Source organism: Sanguibacter sp. TS_SC_8 (genome assembly GCF_055361235.1).
Window position 1 is genome coordinate 485025 of sequence record NZ_CM143955.1, and the last position, 26061, is coordinate 511085.

At 71.9% G+C, this 26061-nt stretch carries 25 protein-coding genes; 16 read left to right on the plus strand and 9 right to left on the minus strand.

The features are described 5' to 3' along the window. From ACWA15_RS02180 to ACWA15_RS02195, 4 genes are read right to left on the minus strand one after another with little or no spacing between them, the layout of a single operon-like run. Complete coding sequence (locus ACWA15_RS02180; RefSeq protein WP_464057805.1) at positions 1 to 918, minus strand: WXG100 family type VII secretion target; 918 nt, start codon at positions 916 to 918, stop codon at positions 1 to 3. Next, positions 915 to 1268: a hypothetical protein gene (locus tag ACWA15_RS02185; protein ID WP_464057807.1), complete on the minus strand. Its 354-nt coding sequence runs from the start codon at positions 1266 to 1268 to the stop codon at positions 915 to 917. Before ACWA15_RS02185 ends, ACWA15_RS02180 begins: the two co-directional genes overlap by 4 nt. After that, positions 1268 to 1648 (minus strand): YbaB/EbfC family nucleoid-associated protein, encoded by a 381-nt coding sequence (locus ACWA15_RS02190; protein WP_464057809.1) that lies wholly within the window; start codon positions 1646 to 1648, stop codon positions 1268 to 1270. Before ACWA15_RS02190 ends, ACWA15_RS02185 begins: the two co-directional genes overlap by 1 nt. A 59-nt stretch (positions 1649 to 1707) precedes the next feature. Then, on the minus strand, positions 1708 to 2091 hold the full coding sequence (locus ACWA15_RS02195) for a DsrE family protein (protein WP_464057811.1): 384 nt from the start codon (positions 2089 to 2091) through the stop codon (positions 1708 to 1710). 148 nt (positions 2092 to 2239) lie between these two features. Here ACWA15_RS02195 and ACWA15_RS02200 point away from each other — a divergent pair, with 148 nt between their 5' ends. From ACWA15_RS02200 to ACWA15_RS02230, 7 genes are all read left to right on the plus strand, one after another. Further along, positions 2240 to 2824 carry a heme-binding beta-barrel domain-containing protein gene (locus ACWA15_RS02200; RefSeq protein ID WP_464057813.1) on the plus strand — a complete coding sequence of 195 codons (585 nt, stop codon included), beginning with the start codon at positions 2240 to 2242 and terminating at the stop codon, positions 2822 to 2824. After that, positions 2824 to 3933 carry a CAF17-like 4Fe-4S cluster assembly/insertion protein YgfZ gene (gene ygfZ, locus ACWA15_RS02205; RefSeq protein WP_464057815.1) on the plus strand — a complete coding sequence of 370 codons (1110 nt, stop codon included), beginning with the start codon at positions 2824 to 2826 and terminating at the stop codon, positions 3931 to 3933. Before ACWA15_RS02200 ends, ygfZ begins: the two co-directional genes overlap by 1 nt. Then, the gene (locus ACWA15_RS02210) at positions 3930 to 5072 is read left to right on the plus strand and encodes an FUSC family protein (RefSeq protein WP_464057817.1); all 1143 of its coding nucleotides are present in this window, start codon (positions 3930 to 3932) and stop codon (positions 5070 to 5072) included. The genes ygfZ and ACWA15_RS02210 overlap by 4 nt, the downstream gene beginning before the upstream one ends. A 27-nt stretch (positions 5073 to 5099) precedes the next feature. Further along, the gene (locus ACWA15_RS02215; RefSeq protein WP_464057818.1) at positions 5100 to 5441 is read left to right on the plus strand and encodes a DUF2516 family protein; all 342 of its coding nucleotides are present in this window, start codon (positions 5100 to 5102) and stop codon (positions 5439 to 5441) included. A gap of 1 nt (position 5442) precedes the next feature. Beyond that, positions 5443 to 5922 (plus strand): D-aminoacyl-tRNA deacylase, encoded by a 480-nt coding sequence (gene dtd, locus ACWA15_RS02220; RefSeq protein ID WP_464057820.1) that lies wholly within the window; start codon positions 5443 to 5445, stop codon positions 5920 to 5922. After that, complete coding sequence (locus tag ACWA15_RS02225; RefSeq protein WP_464057822.1) at positions 5919 to 7166, plus strand: glycosyltransferase family 4 protein; 1248 nt, start codon at positions 5919 to 5921, stop codon at positions 7164 to 7166. Before dtd ends, ACWA15_RS02225 begins: the two co-directional genes overlap by 4 nt. A gap of 180 nt (positions 7167 to 7346) precedes the next feature. Then, positions 7347 to 7739 carry a hypothetical protein gene (locus tag ACWA15_RS02230; protein WP_464057823.1) on the plus strand — a complete coding sequence of 131 codons (393 nt, stop codon included), beginning with the start codon at positions 7347 to 7349 and terminating at the stop codon, positions 7737 to 7739. A 116-nt stretch (positions 7740 to 7855) separates the two neighbouring features. Here the strand turns inward: ACWA15_RS02230 and ACWA15_RS02235 are convergent, their stop codons facing one another. Next, positions 7856 to 8302, minus strand: coding sequence for a hypothetical protein (locus tag ACWA15_RS02235; RefSeq protein ID WP_464057825.1), 447 nt, complete (start codon positions 8300 to 8302; stop codon positions 7856 to 7858). A 232-nt stretch (positions 8303 to 8534) separates the two neighbouring features. Between ACWA15_RS02235 and ACWA15_RS02240 the strand changes: the two genes are divergently transcribed. Beyond that, positions 8535 to 8837: a PspC domain-containing protein gene (locus ACWA15_RS02240; RefSeq protein ID WP_464057827.1), complete on the plus strand. Its 303-nt coding sequence runs from the start codon at positions 8535 to 8537 to the stop codon at positions 8835 to 8837. Here the strand turns inward: ACWA15_RS02240 and ACWA15_RS02245 are convergent. Continuing rightward, on the minus strand, positions 8826 to 10238 hold the full coding sequence (locus ACWA15_RS02245) for a serine hydrolase domain-containing protein (RefSeq protein WP_464057829.1): 1413 nt from the start codon (positions 10236 to 10238) through the stop codon (positions 8826 to 8828). The two genes, ACWA15_RS02240 and ACWA15_RS02245, sit on opposite strands and share 12 nt — an antisense overlap. 221 nt (positions 10239 to 10459) lie before the next feature. Between ACWA15_RS02245 and pgi the strand changes: the two genes are divergently transcribed. From pgi to ACWA15_RS02280, 7 genes are all read left to right on the plus strand, one after another. After that, positions 10460 to 12118, plus strand: coding sequence for a glucose-6-phosphate isomerase (gene pgi, locus ACWA15_RS02250; RefSeq protein ID WP_464057831.1), 1659 nt, complete (start codon positions 10460 to 10462; stop codon positions 12116 to 12118). Positions 12119 to 12392: 274 nt separating this feature from the next. Beyond that, on the plus strand, positions 12393 to 14741 hold the full coding sequence (locus ACWA15_RS02255; protein ID WP_464057833.1) for a glycoside hydrolase family 3 N-terminal domain-containing protein: 2349 nt from the start codon (positions 12393 to 12395) through the stop codon (positions 14739 to 14741). A 257-nt stretch (positions 14742 to 14998) separates the two neighbouring features. Next, on the plus strand, positions 14999 to 15799 hold the full coding sequence (locus ACWA15_RS02260) for a YwiC-like family protein (protein ID WP_464057835.1): 801 nt from the start codon (positions 14999 to 15001) through the stop codon (positions 15797 to 15799). A gap of 407 nt (positions 15800 to 16206) precedes the next feature. After that, positions 16207 to 18777, plus strand: coding sequence for an ATP-dependent Clp protease ATP-binding subunit (locus ACWA15_RS02265; RefSeq protein ID WP_464057837.1), 2571 nt, complete (start codon positions 16207 to 16209; stop codon positions 18775 to 18777). A gap of 112 nt (positions 18778 to 18889) precedes the next feature. After that, entirely contained in the window at positions 18890 to 19675 is a 786-nt protein-coding gene (locus ACWA15_RS02270; protein WP_464057839.1) for a Crp/Fnr family transcriptional regulator, read from the plus strand. 127 nt (positions 19676 to 19802) lie between these two features. Continuing rightward, positions 19803 to 20087 carry a cation transporter gene (locus tag ACWA15_RS02275; RefSeq protein WP_464057841.1) on the plus strand — a complete coding sequence of 95 codons (285 nt, stop codon included), beginning with the start codon at positions 19803 to 19805 and terminating at the stop codon, positions 20085 to 20087. 65 nt (positions 20088 to 20152) lie between these two features. Beyond that, the gene (locus ACWA15_RS02280) at positions 20153 to 22156 is read left to right on the plus strand and encodes a heavy metal translocating P-type ATPase (protein WP_464059381.1); all 2004 of its coding nucleotides are present in this window, start codon (positions 20153 to 20155) and stop codon (positions 22154 to 22156) included. Here the strand turns inward: ACWA15_RS02280 and fucO are convergent. Then, the gene (gene fucO / locus ACWA15_RS02285) at positions 22138 to 23289 is read right to left on the minus strand and encodes a lactaldehyde reductase (protein ID WP_464057843.1); all 1152 of its coding nucleotides are present in this window, start codon (positions 23287 to 23289) and stop codon (positions 22138 to 22140) included. The two genes, ACWA15_RS02280 and fucO, sit on opposite strands and share 19 nt — an antisense overlap. Before the next feature lie 462 nt (positions 23290 to 23751). On the opposite strand from fucO, the gene ACWA15_RS02290 reads away from it, so the two are divergent. Beyond that, a complete protein-coding gene (locus tag ACWA15_RS02290) occupies positions 23752 to 24471 on the plus strand; it encodes an SDR family NAD(P)-dependent oxidoreductase (RefSeq protein WP_464059383.1) in 720 nt (239 codons plus the stop codon). A gap of 79 nt (positions 24472 to 24550) precedes the next feature. Here the strand turns inward: ACWA15_RS02290 and ACWA15_RS02295 are convergent, their stop codons facing one another. Together ACWA15_RS02295 and ACWA15_RS02300 are read right to left on the minus strand one after the other, a co-directional pair. After that, positions 24551 to 25198, minus strand: a complete 648-nt coding sequence (locus ACWA15_RS02295; RefSeq protein ID WP_464057845.1) for a uridine kinase family protein — start codon at positions 25196 to 25198, stop codon at positions 24551 to 24553. 86 nt (positions 25199 to 25284) lie between these two features. Beyond that, positions 25285 to 26058 carry a tryptophan-rich sensory protein gene (locus ACWA15_RS02300; RefSeq protein ID WP_464057847.1) on the minus strand — a complete coding sequence of 258 codons (774 nt, stop codon included), beginning with the start codon at positions 26056 to 26058 and terminating at the stop codon, positions 25285 to 25287. Between the last annotated feature and the right edge of the window lie 3 nt (positions 26059 to 26061).

Genomic DNA, 26061 nt, shown 5'->3' on the forward strand with positions numbered 1-26061 from the left:
TCAGCCCCCGAAGGGGTTCGCCGGCAGGTGGTCGTCGACCACCTCGAGCGCGTCCAGGACCGGGTCGACGACGTCCAGCACCGGGTCGAGGGCGCGCGCGACCGGCCCGAGCACGTCGTCCAGGTGATCGCGCACCGGCGTCTGCTGTCCGGTCTGCCCCGAGCGCTGGTCGTCGAGCTCGTCGAGCGCGATCGTCTTGAGGCCGTCCCCGATGGCCTCGACGCCCCCGACGACCGGGTTGCCGGACAGCCCCGTGGCGCCGCCCACGAGCGGGCGGACGGCGAGCGTGCGGATGACCGAGAGCGCGGAGAACATCTTCGCCGTGCGCAGCGCCGTGGCGAGCTGGGCGAGCCTCGTCAGGGCCGCCGCGATCTTGGTGAGCACCGTCGCGATCCGCGACGTCGCGACCGCCGCCTCGGCGGCCGCCGCCGCGCCTCCGGCGAGGGCCGACGCCCCGAAGGTGACGACCGCCAGCGCCGCGCTGACCACGAGGGTCAGCAGGGCCCACTCGATGAGCTCACGGATGATGGCGGCGACGAGCTCCTCGGCCACCTCGATCTCCATGGCGGCGTCGTCGAGGAAATCGCTCGTCTGCGACGCAGCCTCGGCGATCTCCTGCACCTGGGCCCGGAGGTCGGACATGGCGGCAGCGAAGGCGTCGTGCGCCGCGCCGTCCCAGTCGGCCGCGACCGGGGCGATAGCGCGGGCGTGGTGGTCGACGACGGCGTCGAGCATGGTCGCCAGGTCCCGCCAGCGCTGGGCCGTCGAGCGGACCTGGGCGGAGTCGCCGGTCACCCAGTCGAACATGTCGGCGAGCGGTGCCACGAGCGGGCGCAGCAGACCGTCGACGAGACCGTCGAGCGGCGACATCCAGCCGTTGATCTTGTCCCACACCGACTCCGCTGCGGACAGGCTCACCGGGTCACCGCCGGGTAGGCCGAGCCATACTCGGTGACGACGGCCGTCCCGGCCTCCATGGCCTGCGCGACGGAGTCGTCCGCGCCCGCGTACCGGTCCACGGTCGCCTTGAGAGCGTCGGCGACCGAGTCGTAGACCGCCTCCAGCTCCCCCAGGGCGTCTGCGACGGCGCGGTCCTGGTCGCTGTACGCCTGGTAGAGCTCCTCGGCCTGGGGGAGCTTGCCGAACGCCCCGCGAGCCAGCTGGCTCGTGGCACGGTGGGACTCGGCCCGGTCGACGCGGACGGCGACGTCGCGGAACTCACCGGCGGCCCGCATCAGGGTGGCGTAGTCGACCTCGAGGTCAGCCATCACAGGGTCCCGGATCGGCGGGCGGCGAGCTCGGCGTCGAGCCTGGCCCGGGTGTCTGCGGGGACCTCACCGCGGAGCATGGCCGCGATGCCCTCCCCGCCGGGGAAGTCCTGCGCCAGGTCGGCGACCAGGGTGGCGACCTTCGCCTGGGCGGCACCCAGCGCCTCGAGCACAGCCAGCCGCAGCCGATCCGGGGGCGTGTCCCGGGTGTCGTCGAAGACGATGTCGGTCAGGGTCCCGGTCGCGCCGACGGTCACCGTGACCGACCGGTCGCGGCTCGACGCGGTCGCCTGGGTCGCGGCGATCTTCACCTGGAGGTCGCGGGCGGCCTCGAGCCGCTCGAGCGCCTGGGCCTGGAGGTCCTTCGTCCACTGGTCCATGGGATCCTGTCCGTGCTGGTCGCCGTGGTCGGCTGTGTCTTCGGTGTCTTCTGCAGGTCCTAGTAGACCAGCGCCTGCGTCCCCGCCGCCATGATCTCCTCGACGAACTTCGGCGCGCCGGCGATCCGGACACCGGGGAGCAGGTCCGCCTGGGTGAGCCCGCGCCGCACCGCGCACTGCGTGCAGACGGTGAGGGTGCCGGCCTCGATGATTGCCTCGATGAGCTCGGCCAACGGCGCCGCGTGCTCGAGCACGAGGTCGCCGGACCGACCCGGGACGGCGAGCCACGTGGACTCACCGGTGAGCCACAGGCTCACCTCGACCCCGGCCGCGAGGGCCGTCGCGGCCACGGTGAAGGCCTGGTTGGTCGCCTCGGGCGCCTCGGCGCCCGCGGTCGACTTGATGACCAGGCGGTGTGATGCAGTCGGTGAAGGTGCACTCATGCGGTCAGGGTAGCGCGACGTAAGATGTCGCCATGGATGTTGAAGTTATCGAGATGATCTTCCTCGGCCTGCTCATCGCGGCCACCCTGACGATCACCTGGTTCGCCGGGTTCGTCGTCTACAAGCTCTTCAAGGGCCAGCGCTAGCCATGGCCTTCGCGTTCCCGGAGGGGCTCGCCCCAGAGGTCTACCCGTTGGCCTGGCTCGTGGGGTCCTGGCGCGGGGAGGGTGTGATCACCTACCCCGGGATCGACGAGGTCGCCTTCGTCCAGGACGTGACCTTCGACCACGACGGCGGCCCGTACCTGCGGTACGAGTCGACGATCCGGTTGCTCGACCCGAGCGTGCCCGAGACCGTCCCGGCCGAGTGGACCGACGGCGCCGAGACGGCGGGCACCGCGACCCCCGAGCTGACGGTCTGGTCGACGGAGACCGGGTACTGGCGTGTCCCCCCCGAGCGCCCGGACGACCTGCCCGAGGGCAAGACACCGCTCGAGGTGCTGCTCGCCGACCCGGCCGGCCGGGTGACCCTCTACGTCGGCGCCATCGGCGACGCCCGCGTGGACCTGGTGAGCGACCTCATGGCCCGCACGGCATCCTCGGCCGACGTGTCCGCCTCGAGCCGGCTGTACGGCCTGGTCGAGGGTGAACTCATGTGGGTGTGGGAGCTGGCCGCCTTCGGTCACCCCCTGCAGTCCTACGCCTCCGCCAAGCTCACCCGGCTGGACGCCTGATGCCCGGCCCCAGTCCCGTCCTCGCCCGCCGCGGCGCGGTCGCGGCCGCCGGCGTCGACTCCGGTGTGGCCTGGCACTACGGCGACCCCACGGCAGAGCAGCGCGCCCTGGAACGCGGCGGTGCCTTCGTCGACCTCTCCCACTACGGCGTGATCACCGTCTCCGGCCCGGACCGGCTGAGCTGGCTCAACTCGATCACCTCCCAGGAGCTCACCGCGCTCGGCGTGCGGGAGTCGACCGAGACGCTCGTGCTGTCCCCGCACGGCCACATCGAGCACGCCGCCGGGGTCGTCGACGACGGCGCGACGACGTGGCTGATCACCGAGGCCGGCCACGTCGGGGACCTCACGGCCTGGCTGACGAAGATGAAGTTCATGCGGCAGGTGGAGATCACCGACGCGACCGAGCAGTGGGCCGTGATCGGGGAGCCGCTCGACGCCGAGGGCACCGCCGACGAGCCGATCACCTGGCGCGACCCGTGGCCGCGCACCCTGCCCGGGGGCACCCGCTACGGCCTGCCCGACGACGAGCACCCCGGCGCCGAGCGCTCCTGGCGCCTCGTCCTGGTCCCGCGCCCGTCCCTGCCCGACGCCGTCGCTGCCCGTGAGGCGGCCGGCTGGCGGCTCGCCGGGACCTGGGCGAGCGAAGCCCTGCGCATCGCGGCCTGGCGGCCGCGGCTGGCCACCGAGGTCGACCACAAGACCATCCCGCACGAGCTCGACTGGCTGCGCACCGCGGTGCACCTGCACAAGGGCTGCTACCGCGGGCAGGAGACGGTCGCCCGGGTGCACAACATGGGACGCCCACCGCGGCGTCTGGTGATGGCGCACCTGGACGGGTCGGGGCACCTCACGCCCGAGGTCGGGGCCGAGGTCAGCGCCCAGGACCGGGTCGTGGGACAGATCACCTCGGTGGCGCGCCATCACCTGCTCGGCCCGATCGCGCTCGCCGTGATCAAGCGCAGCGCCCCCACGGACACCGACCTGCTGGTGGCCTGCGAGGGCGGCGACGTCGCGGCCGGCCAGGAGCTCGTCGTGCCCGGTGAGGGCGTGTCGGTGGACCGTCCGGCCCCCCGCGGTCCGGTGGCCCGCGGCCTGAACCCGCGATGACCGCGGGCGACGGCGCCGGGGACGGTGCGTCGCCGGACGGCTCCCTCGTCCTGTCCCAGCTCTCCCGGGCCTCGGTGATGCTGCGCAGCCGCGCCCGGCAGGGCAGCACCCGGGTGCGGTCCGGGTTCTGGCCGATCATCCTCGTGTCGGTCGCGGCCAGCTTCTCCTACGGGTTGTCGCTGGTGATCTTCGGCCACGACTACCCGTTCTTCGCACCGGTGTGCGTGTGGATCTGCCTCGGCTTCACGACCGACCGCAGCATGCGCCGGGTCGCCGAGCTCGGCATCGGCGTCACCGTGGGGGTGGGGCTGGGTGAGCTCGTCGTCCGGGTGATCGGCGTGGGCGTGGTGCAGATCGGGCTCGTGCTCGCCGTCTCCGCCCTCGTCGCCCGGTTCATCGACCGCGGGGCGCTGCTCACCACCCAGGCGGGTGTCCAGGCGATCGTCATCGTCGGGCTCCCGCTCGCCTCGACCGGGGGCGGGTTCGGGCGCTGGACCGATGCTCTGGTCGGCGCCGCGGTGGCCTTCCTCGTGGCTGCCTTCACCCCCGGGGACCTGCGCCGCCAGCCGCGCCGGATCGGCGGGGAAGGGCTCATCGAGCTGTCCCGCACCCTCGACGCGGTGGCCGCCGGGGTGCGCAGCGGTGAGCCTGCGGACCGCGAGGCGGCGCTGCTGCGCGGGCGGGCCAGCGAACCGGCCCTCGACGAGTGGCAGTCGGTCACCCGTGAGGCGCTCGAGAACTCCCGGGTCACGGCGAACGGCCGCAAGTACCGCGCCGAGCTCGTGGAGATCAGGCGCAGCGCGGTCCTGGTCGACCGGACCATGCGCACGGTCCGGGTGATCGCACGGCGTGCGATGTCGCTGCCCACCGGGGACGGCGTCGCCCAGCTCGCCGCGCTCCTGGAAGACCTCGCCTCGGCCACCCGTGAGCTCGCCGAGGCGGTCGCGGCCGGCAAGGATCCCCGGGCCGCCCGGGCCCACATCCGCCAGATCGCCGCCGCGGCGGACCCGGGCAGCCTGGGCAGCGGCGACTGGCAGGTCCAGTCCCTCATCCTCATCCTGCGGTCCGCGATCGTCGACCTGCACGAGGCCGCCGGCGCCACCCCGGAGGAGGCGCGCGCGGCGCTCGCACCGATGTGAGCACCGCGCTGGCCTAGGCTGTGGGACATGTTCGCCTCGCTGCAGCTCTACCTCCTGGTGACGATCACCCTCGTGCTCCTCGCCGTCGAGGTCTACGCGCTCGTCGACGCCCTCCGCCGCCCCGCTGCGGCGTTCGTGAGCGCGGGCAAGCGCACCAAGAACTTCTGGGCCGGGATCCTCGCGATCGCGGCGGTGCTCGGCTTCATCGGCCTGTACCCCCCGCTGGGCGGGGGGTTCCTGGGGTTGGCGGTGCTGTTCGCGGTGATCCCGGCGTTGATCTACCTCTCCGACGTCCGCCCTGCCCTCGGTGGGCGACGGCGTCCGCGCGGCGGCAGCGGTCCCTCCTCCGGCCCCCGCGGGGGGTGGTGAGGTGCGCGCCGTCGTGCAGCGGGTGTCCCGCGCGAGCGTCAGCGTCGCCGGTGAGGTGCTCGCGTCCTTCGACGGGCCGGGCCTCGTCGCCCTCGTGGGCGTCACGCACGACGACGGCGCCGAGCAGGTCGCCGCGATCGCCCGCAAGATCGCCGAGCTGCGGCTCTTCGCCGCGCCCGCAGCTGATTCCGCGACCGGACCGGACGGCGCGCCCGGCGCCGGGGTCGGTGAGGTCAGCGCCCTCGACATCGGTGCCCAGGTCATCGTCGTGAGCCAGTTCACTCTCTACGCCGACACGAAGAAGGGGCGCCGACCGTCGTGGAACGGGGCCGCCCCGGGCACGATCGCCGAGCCGCTGGTCGACGCCGTCGTGGCGGACCTGCGCGGGCGCGGTCTGAGCGTGGGGACCGGCCGGTTCGGGGCCGACATGGCGGTCGAGCTCGTCAACGACGGGCCCGTGACGATCATCCTCGACGCGTGAGCGGGGACGCGGTGCCCGGCGCGTCGGGCGCGCTGCGGGAAGGGCTGCGGGAAGGGCTGCGGGTGGGGCTCGTCATCGACGACTCCCTCGACCGGCCCGACGGCGTGCAGCAGCACGTGCTCACCCTCGGGGCGTGGCTGACCGGCCAGGGGCACGAGGTGCACTACCTCTCCAGCACGACCGTGCGCACCGACCTGGCGAACATGCACTCCCTGGCGCGCAACCTCCGGCTGAAGTTCAACGGGAACCGGCTCGGGATCCCGCTGCCGGCGCCCGCCGGCCCCATCACGGCGCTGCTGAGCGCGGTCGACTTCGACGTGCTGCACATCAACATGCCCTACAGCCCGCTGCTCGCCGGCCGGGTGATCACCCGGGCCCGGCCCGGCACCCGGGTGGTGGGGACCTTCCACATCCTGCCGTGGACGCGGCTGACCCGGTGGGGCACCCGGCTCCTCGGTCTCGTGCAGCGCCGCCAGCTGCGCCGATTCACCCGCGTCATCGCGGTGTCCGCGCCGGCAGCGGTCTTCGCCGCAGACGCCCTCGGGGTCGCCCCCGTCGTCATCGGCAACCCGGTCGACGTCGCGCGGTTCGCCCAGGCGCGCGAGGTCGAGGTGGCCCGGGCGGGGGCTCGGGTGACCGAGGACGCCCGCGTGGCCGGGACCGCGGCCGGGCCTGCCTCTCCTGAGGGAGTGGCGGACGAGGCGTCGCCCGTGCGGATCGTCTTCCTCGGCCGGCTCGTCGAGCGCAAGGGCGCCGGGGAGCTGCTGCGCGCCGTCGCGGCCCTGCGCTCCCTCACCCCCACCCCGGTCCAGGTGGTCCTCGGCGGCACCGGACCGCTGCGGGAAGAGCTGGAGACCTTCGTCGCGGCCCGCTCCCTGGGCGGCTGCGTCGAGTTCATCGGCTACGTCGCCGAGGAGGGGAAGGCCGCCCTGCTCGCCGGGGCCGACGTCGTCGCGCTGCCCTCAACCGGCGGAGAGAGCTTCGGCATCTCGGTCGTCGAGGCCCTCGCGGCGAGCCGCGGCGTCGTGCTCGCGGGGGACAACCCCGGCTACCGCACGGTCATGGAAGGCCTCGAGGACCAGCTCGTCGACGCGACCGACACCCCCGCCTTCGCCGCCCTGCTCGCCCGCTACGTGGACGACGCCGCGGCGCGCACCGCGGCGAGCGTGCGCCAGGTGGTCCACGCCGGGAGGTTCGACGTGAACGTCATCGGGGCGCAGGTGGTCGGGGTGTACCGGGGCTGAGCGGCCTCAACCGAAGCGGCGGCGTCGGCTCGCACGGCTTCACCCGCACCGCGCCAACAGTGCGTCTCAGCGCCAGCGATGGCGCCGCCGCAGACCTGCGGCCTAGTCTCGAGAGAGCCCTTCTCCGTCGAACCGGGGATGAACCAGGGCGCCTGTGGCTGTCGACTCCTGAGACTGAGGATGGTTGCCCTGATGGACATGGAACATCGTGACGGAGCGCCCCAGGTGCTGGTGGTGGAGCTGGAAGATGCCGCGACCCGGTCAGTGTGGACGTCGATGCTGGGGCTGTTGACCTCGCAGACCCAGATGTGGCACTTCGTGGGGCTGATCGGCGATCGGGTGGCGTACGAGAGCCCGACCTTCGCTGCTCCGTACAGCTGGGGCAGCCTCCCGCTCGGCAAGACGATGGTGCCGCGTGAGGACTGGGCACCGGGCATGGGGCAGGCGTTGGAGGAGGTCCGAACGGAGATCCGCAAGGACGGCTGGATCGAGTCTGGTCACGGTGAGCACCCGTGGCAGGACATCTACCGCCTGCCTGTCACCGGGTCTGATCCGACCGAATCCTCGCGGTGACCTGAGGGCGGATGGTCGGTGACGCCGTCCTGTGCTGAGCAGTGGACAGCGGTCCCTGCTGAGCAAGGGTGCTTCGGGGCGCGCAGGTGTCGCACGTGCTCACCCCGAAGCGGTCCTCAGGTCGACAGGTCGGAGTGCGCCGCGCACCGGTCGGCGTTCCAGCCGGCCCATGCGGCGGCGGTGACGAGCACGTCGCCGGACTCGAGGACGCGGACTACGTCGTCGACAAGGATGACGGCCCCGCACGGGGCGCCGTCGATCGGCTGGGTGCAGCGGGCGCCGCTGACCTTGGCGAAGAGGTCGCCGGCGAGGAGGGTGCCACCGGTCACGGTGGAGATCGGGGAGACCGGGATCTCGGAGGGCATGTGCTCGGCGAACTCGAAGGACTCGTCGGTGAGGCCCTCGGCGTCGACCAGCCGGCGGACCGCGTACTGGCCCGTGACTTCGGGGTAGGTGTCCTCGATCTCCTCCGCGGCGGCCTCGGGATCTTCCCAGACACCGAGGGGCACGACGACGCCCCCGGTGAGACGGTCGATGATGACGTACAGGTCTTCGCTGGTCATGGTGCTCCGGGGCGTGGGGACTGCGGGTGAGGCAAGCGGGGTGGGAATGCAGGGTGAGGACGGGGTCCATCATCCCATCTCCGGGGTCGCCGCCCGCCGCGCCGGTCGGCGCTGATCGGGCGCTGATCGGGCGCGCACCAGGCGCGCACCAGGCCTGGATCAGGCATGGATCAGGGGAGAGATCAGGGTGATCACGGATGCGCGCGGAACCGGGGAGAGCCACGATGGAGACATGAGCACGCCAGAGTACGCACAGACCCCGCCCCCACCGCAGCCGACCCCGATGCAGAAGTTCTTCGCCTGGATCCGGCGCCTGGGTCTCATCCGCGCCAGCGACCGGATCCTCGGCGGCGTCGCCGCGGGCACCGCCCGCCGACTCGGCATCGACCCCTGGGTGATGCGCCTCATCTTCGTCGTCCTGGTCTTCTTCTTCGGCCTGAGCGTGTGGTTCTACGTCGCAGCCTGGATCTGCCTGCCGGACGAGCGCACCGGGCAGATCCCGCTCGAGCAGTGGACCCGACCCTCAGGTCGCTGACGTCCCCGGCCCGCCGGCGGCCCAGGCCGGCACCGCGAGGTCGCGCGGGTCGTCGCTGCGCAACGGCGGGACGTGCCAGCGCACCTCGACGACCGAGCTGCCGGGCGACGCCCGCAGGAGCATCCGGTGCGGGGAGCTCGTCACGACAGCCGTGGCCTCCCACCCGCCGTCGCCGGTGGTGCGACCTCGAGCCGCGACGGGGAGCACCGACGACCCGACCGGGACGTGGGTCCGCCGCCACTCCTGGGCGCCGACCGCGAAGCTCAGGCCCTCGACGTCGACCGTCCACCCGGGGCCCTCGGGACGCACCGTCCCGTGAGTGAAGGGCGCGGTCGACGTCGCCGGGGCGAGCGGCACCTCGGCCCGCGCCAGCCGGTCCGCGAGCGCAGCCTGGGCTGGGGCGTCCTCGGCGAGCGGGGTGGCCGCGAGCGCGGGCAGCAGTGTCTCCCACACCGCGTCGAGCTCACCCTGCAGGTCTTCGGTGGCGCTCGTGAGCACGACGACGACGTCGTGGTCGGGCAGGACGAGGCAGAGCTGGCCGCACGCGCCGTCGGCCCGGAATCCGTGCTGGCTGCGCCAGAGCAGGAACCCGTAGCCCTGCTGCCAGTCCGGGGGTGAGGGGCGCGGGGAGGTGGCGACGTGCACCGAGGTCGCCAGGTCGACCCAGCCCGCCGGGAGCACGCTGGCCCCGCCGAAGGAGCCGCCCTCGAGCAGGGTCTGCCCGAGGGCGAGGACGTCACCGACCCGGGCGTGCAGGCCGGTGAAACCGAGATCGACATCGCCGGCTGGGGTCCACCAGCGCGGGCCGATCCCGAGCGGCTCGAAGAGCCTCGGGCGCAAGTACTCCCCGACGCTCTGCCCGGTCAGCGCGGTGATCGCGGCCGAGAGCAGGAACGGACCGGACTGGTTGTAGGTGAAGACCGTGCCGGGCTCGTGCTCGGGCTCGGTCGCGAGCACCGCGGCGACCGGGCCGGGGCCGAAGATCGGCTCCACGACGTCTGCCTCGTGGCCGGTGGCCATGGAGAGCAGGTCCCGCACCCGCATCTGCGCGGACCGGCCGGGTGCCTCGACCTCGGGGAAGTAGCCGGCGATCGGGGCGTCGAGGTCGAGCAGCTCCTCCGCGACGGCGAAGGCGACAGCCGTCGCGAGGAAGGTCTTGGAGATCGAGTAGACGAGCGTCGCGTCCTCGAGCCGGTACGGGGCCCATGCGCCGCTGACGACGACGTGCCCGTGCCGGGCGACGGTGAAGGCGTGCGGGTCGGCCCCGAGGCGTTCCAGACGGTCGACCAGCGCCGAGAGCGCGGCGGACGGGATCCCCATGCTCTCCGGCGTCGCTGTGGGCAAGCCCGCTGCGGGGAGGGGCATCGAACGGGTGGGAGGCGTGGCACCGACGGTGGGCATGGTGCCAACGTAGCCGTCCGGGTCAGCGGTGGCCAGAGCCGCGACCAGGACTGTTGCCGCTCGCGACGGCGCGCGACCGCCCGCGGTCACCACCCCGCCGCCACCGCGCCACCGTGACCAAGGCCCTGCCCCCGCGGGCCCGGACCGACTACCCTCAATGAGGGTCGTGTCCCCCTGTTCGGCGCGCCCACTCCTGAACCGAATCTGAAGGGTGACGCCCCGTGTCCTCATACGACCTGACCGCCTCAGCTGCCTGGAGCACGCTGCGCGACGAGCACGCGACCCTCGCTGCCACGAACCTGCGCGAGCTCTTCGCCGCCGATCCCTCCCGCGGTGAGCGCCTCACCGCCGACGCCGGCGAGCTGCACCTGGACTACTCCAAGAACCTCGTCACCGACACGACGATCGACGCCCTCGTGGCGCTCGCGGACGAGGCCGGCCTGGAGGCGAAGATCGCCGCGATGTTCGCCGGCGAGCGGATCAACGTCACCGAGGACCGCGCCGTCCTGCACACCGCGCTGCGCCTGCCGCGCGACGCCCAGCTCGTCGTCGACGGCCAGGATGTCGTCGCGGACGTGCACGCCGTGCTCGACGCGATGGGTGAGTTCGCCGACAAGGTCCGCTCCGGGGAGTGGACCGGTCACTCCGGCAAGCGCATCACCACGGTCGTCAACATCGGGATCGGCGGCTCCGACCTCGGCCCCGTCATGGCCTACGAGGCGCTGCGCGACTACGCCGACCGCGGCATCGAGTGCCGCTTCGTCTCCAACATCGACCCGACCGACGTCTTCGAGAAGGTCCACGACGTCGACTTCGAGACGACGCTGTTCATCGTCGCGTCCAAGACCTTCACCACGCAGGAGACGCTGACCAACGCGCGCACCGCTCGCGACTGGCTCATCGGTGCCTACGACGGCGACGCCTCCGCCGTCGCGAAGCACTTCGTCGCGGTCTCCACGAACGCCGTGCGCGTCGCGGACTTCGGCATCGACACCGCGAACATGTTCGGGTTCTGGGACTGGGTGGGCGGGCGCTACTCCTTCGACTCCGCGGTCGGCCTGGCGATCATGCTCTCGATCGGCCCGGACGGCTTCGCCCAGATGCTCGACGGCTTCCACCAGATGGACGAGCACTTCCGGACGGCGCCGTTCGCCCAGAACGTCCCCGTCCTCATGGGGCTGCTCAACGTCTGGTACAACAACTTCTACGGGACCGGCTCGCACGCGGTGCTGCCCTACAGCCAGTACCTGCACCGCTTCCCGGCGTACCTGCAGCAGCTGACCATGGAGTCCAACGGCAAGTCCGTGCACATCGACGGCACCCCCGTGAGCGCCAACGCGGCCGGCGGCTTCGCCGGGCAGACCGGTGAGATCTTCTGGGGCGAGCCGGGCACCAACGGCCAGCACGCCTTCTACCAGCTGCTGCACCAGGGCACGAAGATGACCCCGGCCGACTTCATCGGCTTCGCGGTGCCCAACCACGACCTCGGCGAGATGCACGACCTCTTCATGTCGAACTTCTTCGCCCAGACCGCCGCGCTCGCCTTCGGCAAGACGGCCGCCGAGGTCGCCGCCGACGGGACCCCCGCGGCCATCGTCGAGCACAAGGTCATGCCCGGGAACCGTCCGACGAACACGATCCTCGCCGAGAAGCTCACCCCCTCGGTGCTCGGTCAGCTCGTCGCGCTCTACGAGCACATCACCTTCACCCAGTCGGTCCTGTGGGGCATCAATGCCTTCGACCAGTGGGGTGTCGAGCTCGGCAAGGCGCTGGCCAACCAGCTCGCCCCGAAGCTGTCCTCCGTCGAGGCCCCGGCCCAGGACTCCGACGCGTCGACGAACGCGCTCGTCTCGCGGTACCGCGAGCTGCGCGGACGCTGAGCCGGCGACGCTGAGCCTGCGGCGACGCTGAGTCTGTGACGACGGCCTGCTGCCCCGACCCGGGGTGGCGGGCCGTCGTCGTTCCCGGGAGGTGCCGGTGACAGGTTGTGCGCCCGGGTCGACAGCGTGCGCAGGACCAGACGATCGCCGCCGGGACGTGTGCTGGGGTGAGGGACCGGGCACACGGACAGGCAGGAAGAGGATGTCGATGAAGACAGCGGCGACAGCGGCAGCGACAGCGCGACGCGGCCACCGGACACGAGGGGCCGCAGGGGTGGCGCTGGTCACCGGCATCGCGCTGCTGGCCCTGGCCGCGTGCTCCACCAGCAGCCCCGAGGCCACGACCAGCAGAGCAGGCGAGTCCTTCGCGACGCGAGAGGTCACCGACGGCACCACGACGTTCACCGTCGTCACCAACCCGGGTGCCGGTCCGGTCCTGTCCTACGGCGCGGACAGCGGAGTGACTCTGCTCTCCGAGGAGGTGGCTGGGCAGGCTCTCGCGTTCAAGGACATGAACGCCAACGGCACGCTCGACACCTGGGAGGACTGGCGCGAGTCGCCCCAGGTCCGCGCCGCGGCTCTGGCCGAGGAGCTCTCGATCGAGCAGATCGCCGGTCTCATGCTGTTCGGCACCCAGGAGTACTCACCTGCCGACGGACTCACCGACGTGCAGGAGACGTACCTGTCGCAGTCCCACGTGCGCAACGTGAACCACGCCGGGCCCAACGACGTGCAGGCCAACGTCACGTGGTCCAACGAGATGCAGGCCTACGTCGAGTCCCTCGCGAGCGCCGAGGAGCCCTACATCCCGGTGAACCTCGCCTCCGACCCGCGCTCGACCGCCGGTGCCGCCAGCTACAACGCCTCCGGCGATGGCCTCTCGCGCTGGCCGTCGAACCTGGGCCTGGCGGCGACCGACGTCGAGACGGTGGAGGAGTTCTCCACCATGGTCTCGGCCGAGTACCGGGCGCTGGGCATCACGTCGGCGATCACCCCGCAGATCGACGTCGCGTCGGATCCGCGCTGGTTGCGCACCGAGGGAACGTTCGGGGAGAACGCGGAGCTCACGAGCCAGCTGGCGGCGGCCACCGTCCAGGGTTTCCAGGGTTCCCCGGGGGTCGAGGGCTGGGGCCCGGAGTCGATCAACGCCATGATCAAGCACTGGGCCGGCGAGGGGCCGGGGGAGGGCGGCCGGGAGCCGCACACCAACGCCGGCAAGTACGCCGTCTTCCCCGGGGGGACCTTCGACGCGCACACCCAGGCGTTCCTCGGGGCGCTGGACTCGGCGTCGGTCATGACGTCCTACTCGATCGTGCTCGACGCGAACGGCGACCCTCTCTTCGAGGACCGGACGGGCGCGGCGTACGACACGGGCCGGATCGCCCTTCTGCGGGCGAGCTACCAGGGCGTGGTCATCACCGACTGGAACGTCACCCGGTCGGTCTCGGACCCGGGCTCGAGCGATGGTACCGCCTGGGGCGCCGAGGACCTCACGGTGGACGAGCGGCACTACGCGATCCTGGCGACCGGCCACGACATGTTCGGCGGCAACAACGACGTCGAGCCGGTCCTCGCCGCCTTCGACCTGTGGCAGGCGGACTTCGAGGCCGGTGCGGTCGCGGTGGACGCCGACACGAGGTTCCGGGAGTCGGGCGCGCGCATCCTCACGATGATGTTCCAGCCGGGGCTGTACGAGAACGCCTACCTCGACCTCGAGGTCTCTCGCGAGATCGCCGGCTCAGCCGACAAGGTCGCGGCGGGCTACCAGGCCCAGCTGGACTCGGCCGTCCTGCTGAAGAACGACAGCGAGACCATCGCCGCGGCCGACCCCGCGGACCGGCAGGACGCGACCGTCTACATCCCGCGTGCGTACCGGACCACCCGCAGCGCGAACACCGGCGGCACCTTCGGTCCCGTGGAGTACACCGAGGGTCCCGGGCTCGATGTCGAGGTCGCCGAGGAGTACGTCGGCACCGTCGTCACCGACGAGGCGGTCCTCGACGCCGACGGGGTGGTCACGAGCTACACGGCCCCGGATCTCACCGATGTCGACCTGGTCCTCGTGGGCATGAGCAGCCCGGGCAACGGCACCCACTTCGCCCCGGTCGGCCACGACACCACGACCGGGGAGTGGTACCCGTTGTCCCTGCAGTACCGTCCCTACACCGCCGACGGGGAGCACGTGCGCCGCGTCTCGATCTCAGGTGACATCCTGCCCGACGGCGCGCAGGAGAACCGGTCCTACTACGGTGCGACGTCGCGGATCGAGAACGAGTCGGACCTCGATGCCTTCGAGCGTGCGGTGGCGGCCGTCGAGGCCTCCGGCAAGGACATCCCGGTGATCACGGTCCTCAAGGCGACCAACCCGACCGTCCCGGCCGAGTTCGAGGCTGTGTCCGACGCGATCGTCGTCGGCTTCGGGATCAGTGACGAGGCACTCATCGAGGTGGCGCTCGGCCTGTCCGAGCCGCAGGGGCGCCTGCCGATCGGCTTCCCGGCGTCCATGGATGCCGTCGAGGCGCAGCTCGAGGACGTCGGTGAGGACACCGAGCCCTACGTCGACTCGGCGGGCAACGCGTATGTCTTCGGCTTCGGCCTGAGTTGGTCGGGGCCGATCACCTAGCCGAGAGTCGCCTCCGACAGCTTCCGCCTCCGACGGGTCCCGCCCCCGACAGGGGGCGAGACTCCCACAGGTCGCGACTCCGCCGGGACGCGAGGGCCGGAGGTCCCAGGGGCGCCCGCAGCGCCGCTGGCACGATGGGCGCCATGCATCCCACGGCGCCCGGTCGGACCGCCGGGCCGACGCCGCGACCGCGTCCCACGCGCCGACCGCGCCGCACGCGTCCCACGCGCCGCACGCGCCGCCGGTCGCCCGGCTGGGTGCCCGACCAGCACGGGGCGTGGGCCATGCTCGCCGTCCCGTTCGTCGTCGGCATGCTCGCCGCGGGGCCCGCGCTCGTCCACCTGCCCCTCGCTGCGCTGTGGGTGGTGGGCTACCTCGACTTCTACGCGCTCGGATTGTGGCTGAAGTCGCGGCGCAAGGCGAAGTACCTCCCACCCGTGCGCGCCTACTCCCTCGCGCTCGTCGTCCCCGCGGCCGCGGTGCTCGCGCTGCGCCCTGCGCTCGTCGTGTGGGCACCGGTCTTCGCCCCGCTCGTCGTGATCAGCCTGTGGTGCTCCCACCAGCGCCGCGACCGGTCGCTGCTCAACGACGCCGCCACCGTCCTGGCGGCCTGCCTCATGCTCCCGGTCGCCTACTCCGCCGGCCTGCAGCCTTCCCTGCCCCTCTCCCTGCCGCTCTCTTTGCCCGACGCCGGTGGCTGGCTCCCGCAGACCGGCCCGGTCGCCTGGTCCCAGGTGTGGGTGGCGACCACGCTCGTCCTTGCCTACTTCTTCGGGACGGTGCTCTACGTCAAGACCCTCATCCGCCGGCGCGGTGACCGCGGGTTCTTGGCCGTCTCGGTGGGCTACCACGTGCTCGCCGTCGCGGGTGCGGCGGTCCTGACGGCCGCCGTCGGGCAGCCCTGGTGGCCGGCCGCGGTGGTGTTCGCCGTGCTCGCCGCACGGTCGTGGTGGGTCCCGCGGACCGCAGCGAAGCCGATCCAGTTCGGCCTCGGAGAGTTCGCCGCCTCGGTCGCGGTCGCCCTGGTCGCGCTCGGGGTCCTCGACGTCCTCGGCTGACGTCCTCCGCCGGCGGGCCCACCTCCGGGCGGACCTCCGGCGCAACCTGCGTACGGGGCGTGCTCTTGACGACGGGGCGTGCCGACAACAGCACGCCCCGTCATTGAGAGCACGCCCCGTAGGGAGGGCCGGACTGGTGACGCGCCCGTAGGGCGGGCCGGGTGTCTGCAGGTCGGACAGGGTCCTCCGTCGGGCCGGAGGTGGCGATGCGCGCCGGGGATCCGGGGCTGCTGCGGGGTCGGGCAGGGCTGTGACCGACCTCTGCGAGGTCTCGGTCAGGGAGCAGTCATCACGCCTGCGGCGAACAAGGGCATATCGAGGGGGACTGACTCGTTGGTGGCTACTAGAGTCGATGCGGTCAGGCCTGGGAGCCTTCCAGTTCCGGCCCGCACCTGTGAGGAGCGCACATGTTCGAGAGATTTACCGACCGAGCCCGTCGGGTGGTTGTCCTTGCCCAAGAAGAGGCACGGATGCTCAACCACAACTACATCGGGACCGAACACATCCTGCTCGGTCTCATCCACGAGGGTGAGGGAGTGGCCGCCAAGGCCCTCGAGTCGCTGGGCATCTCCCTGGATGCAGTGCGCTCTCAGGTGACCGAGATCATCGGCGAGGGCCAGCAGGCCCCCTCCGGTCACATCCCCTTCACGCCTCGGGCGAAGAAGGTTCTCGAGCTGTCCCTGCGCGAGGCGCTGCAGCTCGGCCACAACTACATCGGCACCGAGCACATCCTGCTCGGTCTCATCCGCGAGGGCGAGGGCGTCGCCGCCCAGGTCCTCACGAAGCTGGGCGCCGACCTCAACCGGGTCCGCCAGCAGGTCATCCAGCTGCTCTCGGGCTACCAGGGCAAGGAGCAGGTCGCCTCGGGCGCACCTGCCGAAGGCACCCCGGCCGGCTCCGCCGTGCTCGACCAGTTCGGTCGCAACCTGACCCAGGCTGCCCGCGAGGGCAAGCTCGACCCGGTCATCGGTCGCAGCAAAGAGATCGAACGCGTCATGCAGGTGCTCAGCCGTCGCACCAAGAACAACCCGGTGCTCATCGGCGAACCGGGTGTGGGCAAGACCGCGGTCGTCGAGGGGCTCGCGCAGGACATCGTCTCCGGCGACGTCCCCGAGACGCTCAAGGACAAGCAGCTCTACACCCTCGACCTCGGCTCGCTCGTGGCCGGGTCCCGGTATCGCGGTGACTTCGAGGAGCGCCTGAAGAAGGTCCTCAAGGAGATCCGCACCCGCGGCGACATCATCCTGTTCATCGACGAGATCCACACCCTCGTCGGAGCCGGTGCGGCCGAGGGCGCCATCGACGCGGCCTCGATCCTCAAGCCGATGCTCGCCCGTGGTGAGCTCCAGACCATCGGTGCGACGACCCTGGACGAGTACCGCAAGCACATCGAGAAGGACGCCGCCCTCGAGCGCCGCTTCCAGCCGGTGCAGGTCGCCGAGCCGTCCCTGGCTCACGCGATCGAGATCCTCAAGGGTCTGCGCGACCGCTACGAGGCCCACCACCGCGTCTCGATCACCGACGGTGCGCTCGTCGCTGCGGCGACGCTCGCCGACCGGTACGTCAACGACCGGTTCCTGCCGGACAAGGCGATCGACCTGGTCGACGAGGCCGGCGCACGCCTGCGCATCCGCCGGATGACCGCGCCGCCGGAGCTGCGTGAGCTCGACGACGAGATCGCCGAGGCACGCCGCAACAAGGAGTCCGCGATCGACGAGCAGGACTTCGAGAAGGCCGCCGGGCTGCGCGACACCGAGAAGCAGCTCACGCAGAAGCGCGCCGACCGCGAGAAGGCCTGGAAGTCCGGGGACCTGGACACCGTCGCCGAGGTGGATGAGGATCTCATCGCCGAGGTGCTGGCCATGTCCACCGGGATCCCCGTGTTCAAGCTGACCGAGGAAGAGTCCTCGCGACTGCTGAAGATGGAGGACGAGCTGCACCGACGCATCGTCGGGCAGGACATCGCGATCAAGGGCCTCTCGCAGGCGATCCGTCGCACGCGGGCCGGCCTCAAGGACCCCAAGCGTCCGGGTGGTTCGTTCATCTTCGCCGGTCCGACCGGTGTGGGTAAGACCGAGCTCGCCAAGGCGCTCGCGGAGTTCCTCTTCGGCGACGAGGACGCGCTCATCCAGCTCGACATGTCCGAGTTCTCCGAGAAGCACACGGTCTCGCGGCTCTTCGGTTCCCCTCCCGGCTACGTCGGGTACGACGAGGGTGGCCAGCTCACCGAGAAGGTGCGCCGCAAGCCGTTCTCCGTCGTGCTCTTCGACGAGGTCGAGAAGGCTCACCCGGACATCTTCAACTCGCTCCTGCAGATCCTCGAGGACGGTCGTCTGACCGACTCCCAGGGCCGCGTCGTGGACTTCAAGAACACCGTGATCATCATGACCACGAACCTTGGAACCCGGGACATCGCCAAGGGCATGCAGACCGGCTTCAACGCCGGCGGCGACCTGGGCACCACCTACGAGCGCATGAAGGCCAAGGTCAACGAGGAGCTCAAGCAGCACTTCCGGCCCGAGTTCCTCAACCGCGTGGACGACACGATCGTCTTCCCGCAGCTGACCCAGGCCGAGATCGTCCAGATCGTCGACCTGATGATCGCCAAGCTCGACGGGCGTCTGCGGGACAAGGACATGGGCATCGAGCTCTCGCCCGCCGCGAAGACGCTCCTCGCCGAGAAGGGCTACGACCCGGTCCTCGGTGCGCGCCCGCTGCGTCGTGCGATCCAGCGCGAGATCGAGGACGTGCTCTCGGAGAAGATCCTCTTCGGCGACATCAAGGCCGGGGAGATCGTCCTAGTCGACGCCGAGGGAGAGGGCATCCTCGGAGAGTTCACCTTCAAGGGAGTCCCCAAGGCGAACCACAAGAGTGGTCCGGTCGCCGCAGCCGCGGCGCTCGTGATCGGCGACGGCCCGGTGGACATCACCAAGTTGCCCCCGACCGGTGGCCTCGCCGCCACGGCCGGCGCGGAGTGATCCGTCTCGGGTGACCGACGGCGTCAGCGAAGGGCCCCGGACCATCTGGTCCGGGGCCCTTCGCCGTGCCCGGGCGATCAGCGGCCCGGCCGGGACGGCCTAGGCTCGGGTCATGTCCCCGGATCCCCGCACCCCCACGGCCAGGTCCGATCGGCGTCACATCCCCTTGCGCGAGGCCTGCGCGACGCCGCACCACTGCCCGGAACCGGTCCGGATGCGGGTGCTGCGCCGGGTACCCCTCTTCGCCGACCTGCCCGACGACGCGCTCGCCGGGATCGATGCGCGCATGGTCTCCCTCGCCTGGTCCACCGGCGACGCCCTCTACCGGGCGGGTGACCCCGCCGAGCACCTCTACGTCATGGCAGCGGGCCGGGCCAAGGCCTGGCGGGGGACACCCGACGGGCAGGAGGTCGTCGTCGACCTGCTCGCCCCCGGTGACCTGTTCGGCGGGCTGCAGATCCTCGGTCAGCTCCGGCACTCCGAGACGGTCCAGGCGCTGGCGACCACGTGCGCGCTGCAGATCGGGACGGAGCAGTTCCGGGAGCTGCTGGGGGATTATCCGCAGGTCGCGCTGCGGGTGCTGGACGACACCGCCGCCCTGCTTGCCCAGGCACGCTCCGACGTCGCGCGGGTGTCCACCGCCACGGTCGCGCAGCGGGTCGCCTCCCGCCTGGTGCGGCTGGCAGACAAGTTCGGCCAGGACCGACAGGACGGACGAGGCACCCTCATCCAGCTCCCGCTGACCCGCCGCGACCTGGCCGGCATGACCGGGTCGACGCCGGAGTCCGTCTCCCGGGTGATGAGCGGGCTGCGCAAGGACGGGGTGATCGACTCCGGCCGCGGGTGGACCGCGGTGGTCGACCGGGACCGGCTCGTCGCGCTGGCCGCGAGCGAGTGACGCCGGGGAGCGGTGCGCGTCTGATCTGCGGCTAACTGATCTGCGTCATGGTTGGTTCCGGCGCGTTCTCATAGCGTCGTAGTCAGAGCCCCGCACCCCGCGGGGACTGATCAGAGACGAGGTCATCATGACCACCACCGCATCACAGCCGACCACAGCACAGCCCACCGCGACCCGCACCGCTGCTGCATCGACCACCAGGACGACCCTGCGCGCCGAGGGCTTCTCCTGCCCGTCCTGCGTGGCCAAGATCGAGAAGAGGGTGGGCCGCCTGGCCGGGGTCACCGGCGTCACGGTCCACTTCGCGTCCGCCCGGATCGAGATCGACCACGACCCGGCTGCCGTCTCCGTCGCTGACCTCGTCGCCGCGGTCGCCGACGCCGGCTACACCGCCCGTCCGTCGATGATCTAGGCGATGTCATGCCGATCAGCGACCAGGCGTCACGAGGCGGAGAGCGTCCAGAGGGAGGAACGATGATGACAACGATCGGGCGGGTGTGGCAGGGATGGAAGGTCCCGCTGGTGTCCGGGGCGCTGATCGTCGCGTCCCGGACCGCGACCGGCGTGTTCGACGCCGAGCTGGTCGGGGCGATCACGATGACCGGTGCGGCGGTGGTCGCGGGGACCCCGATCGTCATCAAGGCGGCTCGTGCGGCGGCGGCCCGGGTTATCGGCATCGACCTGCTCGTCTCGATCGCAGCGATCGGGGCGGTCGTCATCGGAGAGCGGTGGGAGGCCGCGGCGGTGACGTTCCTCTTCGCCGTCGGGCACGCGCTCGAGACGGCGACGCTGAACCGGACCCGGTCGGCGCTCGCCGAGCTCGTCGCCGTCGCTCCCGACACGGCGGTGGTGCTCCGCGACGGGGCGCAGGTAGAGGTGTCCGCCGCGGAGGTCACCGTCGGTGAGGTGGTGCTCGTCAAGAACGGCGCGATGGTCCCTGTCGACGGCGAGGTGGTGGCCGGGACCGGGGTGCTCGACGAGGCCTCGATCACGGGGGAGTCGCTCCCGGTCGAGAAGGTCGCCGGGGACCGCGTCTTCGCGGGCACCGTCTCCCGCGGCGGGTTCTTGCAGGTCGCCGCGGTGGGTGTGGGATCAGACACCACGCTCGCCCGGATCATCCACCGGGTCGAGGACGCCCAGGACGCAAAGGCGAGGACGGCGCGCTTCATCGACTCCTTCTCCGCCTGGTACACCCCGGCGATCATCGCGCTCGCCGTGGTGTTCGGCGTGGCGACCCAGGACGTCGTGCTCGCGCTCACCCTGCTGGTCATCGGCTGCCCGGGTGCGCTCGTCATCTCTATCCCGGTTTCCGTGGTCGCCGGGATCGGGCGGGCGGCCAAGGACGGCATCCTCATCAAGGGTGGGGAGTACCTGGAGACCTCCGCGAAGATCTCGGTCGTCGCGGTGGACAAGACCGGCACCCTGACGCGGGGGCGGCCGGTGCTGACCGACGTCGTCGTGCTGGGTGGTTCGGAGCGGGCCGAGGTGCTGTTCTGGGCCGCGGCCGCCGAGGCCGGCTCCGAGCACCCGCTCGCCCGGCCGGTCGTGGCCGCGGCGGCCGCAGAGGGCGTGGGAGCGCCGGTGCTGGCCGACCACACCGAGTCCGTCCCGGGCAAGGGGATCATGGCTCGTGCTCGCGACCGCCGCATTCTCGTGGGCAACTCCGCGCTGCTCGAGCAGTTCGGGGTCGTGGACCGGGACGGGGCTGCAGCCGTGGCGCACGACCTCGCCGCCGCTGGGCGCACCGCGATGATCGTCGCGGTCGACGACACGGTCGTCGGCGTGATCGCGGTCGCCGACGAGATCCGTCCGGACGCCGCGGAGATGGTCGCCGCGCTGCACGCCGCCGGGATCGAGCGGGTCGTCATGCTCACCGGCGACGCCCCGCTCGTGGCGGAGGCGGTGGCCCGGGTGACCGGCGTCGACGAGGTCCGTGCCGGTCTGCTCCCCGAGGACAAGCTCGAGGCGGTCGCCGACCTGCAGCGACAGGGACACGTGGTGGCCATGGTGGGCGACGGCGTCAACGACGCCCCCGCCCTGGCGCTCGCGGACATCGGGGTGGCGATGGGGGCGGCCGGATCGGCCGTCGCGGTCGAGACCGCGGACATCGCCCTCATGAGCGACAACCTCCTCCTGCTGCCCGAGGCCATCCGCCTGGCGCGGCGCACCGTGCGCACCATGCTGCAGAACATCGCGATCGCGCTGGTCACGGTGGTGCTGCTGCTGGCCGGAGTGGTGCTCGGTGGCGTGACGATGTCCCTCGGGATGCTCGTGCACGAGGTGTCGGTGCTCGTCGTCATCGCCAACGCGATGCGGTTGCTGCGCCACCGGCCGGTGACGAACCGTCTGCCGGTGACAGGCCACCGGCCGGTGACAGGCTGGCGGGTCCCGCCGGTGGACCCGACCCGCTCAGCCCGTCCCGACCCGACCCGCTCAGCCCGTCCCGACCTGGCCGGCTCAGCTCAGAAGACCGAGCGGTAGATCGCGCGGACCTCGTCGCGGGTGGCCGGCCGCGGGTTGCCACCCGCGCAGACGTCGGCCAGCGCGGCGTCGGTCAGGGCGTCGAGACCGTCGGCGTCGACGCCCACCTGACGCAGGCTCGAGGGGTTGCCGAGGGTACGGGCCAGGTCACGGACCGCGTCGATGGCCGCCTTGCGTGCCACGTCGAGGGGCATGCTGGCGACCTCGGCGACACCGAGCGCTGTGGCGACGTGACGGAGCTTCTCACCGGTGTGCTCGGCGTTGTACTCCATGACCGCCGCGAGCAGGATGCCGTTGGCCACCCCGTGCGGGGTGCCGAACTGCGCACCGAGCGGGTGCGCCATGGCGTGCACGAGACCGAGGCCGACGTTGGAGAACCCCATCCCGGCCATGTACTGGCCCAGGGCCAGGCGCTCGACGGCGTCGGGGTCGCCCGCCGCGGCGCCGGGCAGGGACTGGGCGATGATCTCGATGGCCTTGAGGTGCAGGGTGTCGGTCAGCTCCCAGGCGCCCAGGGTCGTGTAGCCCTCGATGGCGTGGGTGAGGGCGTCAAGCCCGGTCGCGACCTTGAGCCCGGCCGGCATGCCGTCCATCATGTCCGCGTCGACGACGGCGAGCACGGGGATGGCGTGGGGGTCCACGCAGACGAACTTGCGGGAGTTCTGGGTGTCGGTGATGACGTAGTTGATCGTCACCTCGGCCGCGGTGCCGGCCGTGGTGGGCACCGCGATGATCGGGACGGACGGGTTCGCGGTCGCGGCGACGCCTTCGAGGCTGCGCACGTCGGCGAACTCCGGGTTCGCGGCGACGATGCCGATCGCCTTGCAGGTGTCCTGGGGTGAGCCGCCGCCGATGGCCAGCAGCGCGTCGGCGCCCGAAGCGAGGAAGCGCTCGACGCCGGCCAGCACGTTCTCGATCGGTGGGTTGGGCTGGACGTCGCTGAACACCTCGTAGGGGAAGCCGGCGTCGTCGAGCAGGGCGGTGACCTTCGCGGCGACCCCGGTGTCCAGCAGGACCTGGTCGGTGACGACCAGGGCCTTGGTGGCACCCTGGGCGACGAGCGCCCCGGGGATCTCCAAGATCGCACCCCGGCCGAAGTACGCGGTCTGGTTGAGGATCATGCGGTGGACCATGACGACTCCTACGTGCGGCTGTTGCGACGGGTGGCGGGGCGTCGCCACGGCGGGCGGGCGTCGCCACACTGCTGGCGCCTCGTCCATCCTGACCGTAGCGTTCGGGGAAGCGCTGTCCGCGGGTCCAACGTCCCGACGTCGGGTGCGCGCGTCACTACACTCGTGGGAGCGCAGCCATGATCAGTCACGCCTGACGAAGGAGTCACGACGATGAGTGCACCGACGCCCGCCGCACCGAAGCCTGCTGCGCCCAGATCCGCGATCCCGAAGCCGGCAGCTCCCAGGCCAGTCGCTCCGAAGGCGGTTGTTCCCAGCCCTGTTCCTCGCCCTGCTCCCACCAGCCCGGTCGACAACGAGGGTGTCGCCGGCGGGACCGAGCAGCGGACGGAGCCGCGCGCCGACCTCGACCTCGGAGGCGAGCTCGCCGGACTCCGGGCGGTCGTCACCGGCGGTGCAGCCGGGATCGGCGCGGCGATCGTGCGGGCGCTGGGTGCCCGCGGCGCCGTCGTCGTGAGCCTGGACCGCACCCTCGAGGGCGTGCCTGCCGGCGCGAGCGGCGTCGTCGCCGACCTGACCGACGACGCGGCGGTCCGCCGGGCGATCACCGAGGCGGCGACCGCGCTCGGCGGCATCGACGTGCTCGTCAACAACGCGGGCATCGGTGCCCGCGGCACGATCGAGGACAACGACGACGCCGAGTGGTTGAGGGTGCTCGACGTCAACGTCCTGGGCATCGTGCGTGCGACCCGCGCGGCACTGCCCTACCTGCGCGAGTCCGACCATGCGGCCATCGTCAACACCTGCTCGATCGCCGGCTGGGCCGGTCTGCCCGACCGTGCCGTGTACACCGCCTCCAAGGGGGCGGTCCAGGCGCTCACCCTGGCCATGGCGGCCGACCACGTCCGCGACGGCATCCGCGTCAACTGCGTCAACCCCGGCACGGTCGACACGATCATGGCTCGCGGGCACATCGCCGCGGCCGCCGACCCCGTCGCCGAGCTCGCCGCGATGGAGTCCCGCCAGGCCACCGGCCGGATGGTCAGCCCCGAGGAGGTCGCGCACGCGGTGTGCTACCTCGTCAGCCCGCTCGCTTCCTCGACCACCGGGACCGCGCTGGCGGTCGACGGCGGGATGTTCGGGCTGCGGATGCGCGGGCGCGCGCTGAGCGAGCAGCCAGCCTGAGCGTGCAGCCAGCCTGGAGCGTGCAGACCGCTTGAGCGTGCAGCCAGGTTGATCGAGCAGACGGCTTGAACGAGCTCGCTCAGGCGTGCGCCGACGCGTGCAGCGCGCGGACGTCCCGCTCGGCCTGGGTGACGCGGACCGCCCGGCACCCTTGGGACACCCACTGCCGGACCGAGGCGGGTTCGTCGCGCATGAGGCCCCAGCCGCGCCGCACGAGGGTGAGCGGCGGCTTGCGGGACTCGCCCAGGTCCCGCAGCAGCCGGAACCAGAAGGTCACCAGGCGTGGCCGGGTCACGCAGATGGCGTCGGCGAGGATGCCCTCCGCGCGGCAGGCGGCGACGAGCTCGGAGGCGAAGATGCCCTCGGCGACGATGACGTGCTCACCGGTCACGTCCGCGTGCGAGGTCCCGGTGCGCCGCGACGTAGGGATGTCGTAGAGCGGGAGGTCGGCGTGCCCCGTGGTGCACAGCTCGATGAGGGCGGCGAGGGCGCCGTGGGCGTCCCAGCTCTGCGGGGAGTCCCAGTCGGCGATGCCGAAGCGGTGCGGCATCCCGGGGTGGTCGTGGTCGTGGTAGAAGTCGTCGAGGGCGACCGAGGCGAGCCCCAGGCGCCGCACGAGACTCGACTTCCCCGAGCCGGACGGCCCGGTCAGCAGCACCACGCGGGTGGTGGGGACGCGGGCCCCGTCGGGAAGGTCGAACAGGCTGTCGGGTGCGTCGGTGCTCACCGGGTCATTCTCCCAGACCCCGCGGGGAGATCGGCGCCGGGCAGTCAGCGCCGGCCGATCAGCGCCGGGCGACCAGCGCCGCGAGGTCAGCGTCGAGCGAGCCGGACCGCCACCGGAGCGGCGAGGGTGATGACCGCCGCGACCGCGGCGCAGGCCGCGACCGTGGAGCTCTCCAGCGGTCCCTGCCAGCGCCCGACGGCGACCCAGGCGAGCCCCCAGCCGAGAGCGAGGTTCACCGAGAACCGGCCGTCCGTGTGCACCGCGAAGGCGACGCCGATGGCGGCCGCGGCGACGAGCAGGACGACGGACCACCCGGTCGCGCCGAGGCCCAGGTCGCCGATGTCGGCGGCGCTCAGAGCAGCGGTGACGTTCGCGATCGTCGCGATGGTCACCCAGCCGAGGTAGAGGCCGAAGGTGGCGTCGACGACGACCGCCTCCCAGCGCGAGGCCGGGGGTGAGGCGAGCAGCCGTTCGAGGACGACCACGAGCACGAGGAGCAGCCCCACGATCACCACGACGCTCACGGTGAGCCACCCGGCCTGCACGACGAGGATCCAGGCAGCGTTCGCGACCAGCGAGACGGCCATCAGCCACCCGATCGAACGCAGCCGGGGATTGTCGCGCTGGGCCGGTAGCACCTGCCAGACGGCGCAGACGAGGAGGCCGAGGTAGATGACCGACCAGATGGCGAACGCCGGCCCGGCCGGGGCGACCGGGGTCGAGGAGGCGGAGAGCGCGCCGTCGGCGGCCTCGGCGATGGGCGTTCCGCCGAAGGCACCGGACCCGATGGTCGCCGCGATGATCGCGAAGACCGCGACGACCAGCACGGTGACCTGCTGGCCTGTGGTGCGTCGTGTCATGGC